General features: G+C 70.5%; 2 protein-coding genes and 1 pseudogene. 2 read left to right on the top strand and 1 reads right to left on the bottom strand.

Annotated elements, in window-relative coordinates:
• Positions 1–312: 312 nt before the first annotated feature.
• Complete coding sequence (locus ACFYX0_RS47470; protein WP_355917412.1) at positions 313–951, top strand: carbonic anhydrase; 639 nt, start codon at positions 313–315, stop codon at positions 949–951.
• Positions 952–1,039: 88 nt separating this feature from the next.
• Positions 1,040–1,708, top strand: coding sequence for an L-threonylcarbamoyladenylate synthase (locus ACFYX0_RS47465; RefSeq protein ID WP_388981987.1), 669 nt, complete (start codon positions 1,040–1,042; stop codon positions 1,706–1,708).
• Positions 1,709–2,057: 349 nt separating this feature from the next.
• Here the strand turns inward: ACFYX0_RS47465 and ACFYX0_RS47460 are convergent.
• Positions 2,058–2,327, bottom strand: a pseudogene (locus ACFYX0_RS47460) (2-phosphosulfolactate phosphatase); the annotation flags it as partial.
• Positions 2,328–2,427: the final 100 nt, after the last annotated feature.

The following is a 2,427-nucleotide window of genomic DNA, read 5'->3' as shown; positions in this document are numbered from 1 at the left end:
GGCGCCCTGAACGTTCTACGGGCCGGGCTGGTCCGTCGCGACGCCGCACCGGCATAGCGAGAAGCCCCCTCGTTCACGAGGGGGAGGAGTCACCACGCCGAAGATCCGCACCGCACCCCGGCGGCCCGCGGATGTGCGGCCGCCGGCAGCCCGTACGGGCCGGCCCCGACCACGACAACCGGAAGCCCCGCGCGCCCGGTGAACACCTGCTCCTGGGCAGGACGCCGCCCGGGAGCGGCTGCGTTACGCATCCAGACCGGCGATCCCGCTGCCCCACCGGCGCGGACCGCGGCGCCGACCTAATCTACGACCATGACCGATACTGTGATCACCGCACACCACGCCTTCGAGCTGCTGCTGGAGGGCAACCAGCGGTTCGTCTCCGGCACGTCCGAGCATCCCAACCAGGACGCCGCGCGGCGCACGGAGACCGCCCCGGGTCAGCGCCCGTTCGCCGTGCTGTTCGGCTGCTCCGACTCGCGTCTGGCCGCTGAGATCATCTTCGATCGCGGTCTGGGCGATCTGTTCGTCGTGCGCACTGCGGGCCACGTCATGGGGCCGGAAGTGCTGGGCAGCATCGAGTATGGGGCCGACGTGCTGGACGCTCCGCTGGTCGTGGTCCTCGGCCACGACTCGTGCGGGGCGATCGCGGCGGCCCGTGCCGCACTCGAGGACGGCCTGACCCCGGCCGGCTACGTCCGCGACGTCGTCGAACGCGTCACCCCCAGCGTGCTCGCGGCCCGTGCCGCCGGCCATCACAAGGCCGACGCGATCCTGGAGGAACACGTCCGCCACACCGTGGACCTATTGCTGGACCGCTCCCGGACCCTGGCCGAGCGCGTCGCCACCGGCAGGACCGCGGTGGTCGGCCTGTGCTATCGCCTCGCTGACGGCGGCGCCCGGCTGGTCGCCGCTCGCGGCCTAGACGTACCGGCGGGATCACCGTCCTGACCCGCCGCCCGCACCCGGCAACCCACCCGATGCCCGATCGTTGGGCATCGCAACAACACATCAGCGCCACCATCGGACGGAGAGACACATGATCAGGCGCTACGACTGCTCCGACACCTCCCAGCGGGAAGCCGGGCTGCATCAGGCCGCAGCGTCAGTGGAACGCGGCGAACTCGTGGTTCTGCCCACCGACACCGTCTACGGCCTCGGCGCAGACGCCTTCAACACCGATGCCGTCGCCCGTCTCCTGCGGGCCAAGGGCCGCGGCCGCCACATGCCCTCCCCCGTCCTCATCGCCTCCGCCGACGCCGTCCACGACCTGGTCACCGGCCTGCCCGAGCAGGCATACGCCCTCATGGACGCCTTCTGGCCCGGCGCCCTCACCCTCGTCGCCACCCACCAGCCGACACTCAACTGGGACCTCGGCGACACCCACGGCACGGTCGCGGTTCGCATGCCCGCCCACCCCCTCGCCCTCGACCTGCTCGCCCGTACCGGACCGATGGCCGTCTCCAGCGCCAACCTGACCGGACACCCCTCACCACAGGACTGCGACGCCGCCCAGCAGATGCTCGGCGACAGTGTCGCCGTCTACCTCGACGACGGACCGACGCCGGCCGCAGTGCCGTCTTCGATCGTGGACCTCACCGGCGAAACCTCGCTCCTCCGTCGAGCCGGTGCCATCGGCGCCGAGGAACTCCGCCGATTCCTGCCTGACCTCGTCGAGGCGAACCAATACTCCGGCCACAGATCGTGATCTTGCCGGTAGTCGCCGTTGCGCGTGATGCCGCGGCGTACCGCTCCGCCGCCCGCGCAAGCGCCACCAGCGAGTACCGTCGGCACGCTCTCGCCGTCGGCGACACCTACGGAGACCTGTCCGCCGGAACTGGTCCACCATCACCCTGGCGCTGCCGGGGCCGCGCTGACCGAGCCTGCGCAGGTCAGCTGCCGCGACCGGACCGCCCCCGTCACGGCGGCAGGGAGCCCGGCAGCGGGCGCCCTCGCGGGCCTGGTGGAGGTCGTACGAGTCTGTCCGCGGCAGCTCGTCCGGCGTGCTCGCCCGTGGCCAGGTAGACCACGCCCTGGAGAAGAAACGTCATCGACCGCTACCTTGCCGCGTCTGCGTATGCGTATGCGTATGCGTCTGCTCCGTTGATGAGCACAGGAACCACCTTGCAGGCATCCGGTTCCGTCGCGATGGCGACGTCGTCGGCATACCCGCCGTCCACGAGTTCCCGCCCAGCCGCGCAGGTCGTGACAGTGGCGGCGACATCACCGACCGCCTGAAAGGCGGCCGCAGCCACCGCTGCTTCCGGCGAAAGCCGGTCCCTGCCGCACTGACGCAAGGCGGCAATTACTGCTCCAGCACCGAGAAGATCCTCTAGGAGCGTGTCTCAGTAACCGGCAACCCGTCTGCGGTTCGTGATCATTCATGCGGGATGATCTCGGTATGAGTGGTGGCGATGGGCTGTTCGA

This window comes from Streptomyces sp. NPDC002573, from assembly GCF_042889625.1.
In the GTDB taxonomy this organism is placed as follows: Bacteria; Actinomycetota; Actinomycetes; order Streptomycetales; family Streptomycetaceae; genus Streptomyces; species Streptomyces gibsoniae.
Note: the sequence above shows the minus strand (reverse complement) of the source record. Positions and strands in the feature narration are given on the sequence as shown.

Excerpts from the sequence above, each read along its gene's own strand:
- ACFYX0_RS47465 (WP_388981987.1), top strand. The coding sequence starts at position 1,040 with ATGATCAGGCGCTACGACTGCTCCGACACCTCCCAGCGGGAAGCCGGG.
- ACFYX0_RS47470 (WP_355917412.1), top strand. The coding sequence starts at position 313 with ATGACCGATACTGTGATCACCGCACACCACGCCTTCGAGCTGCTGCTG.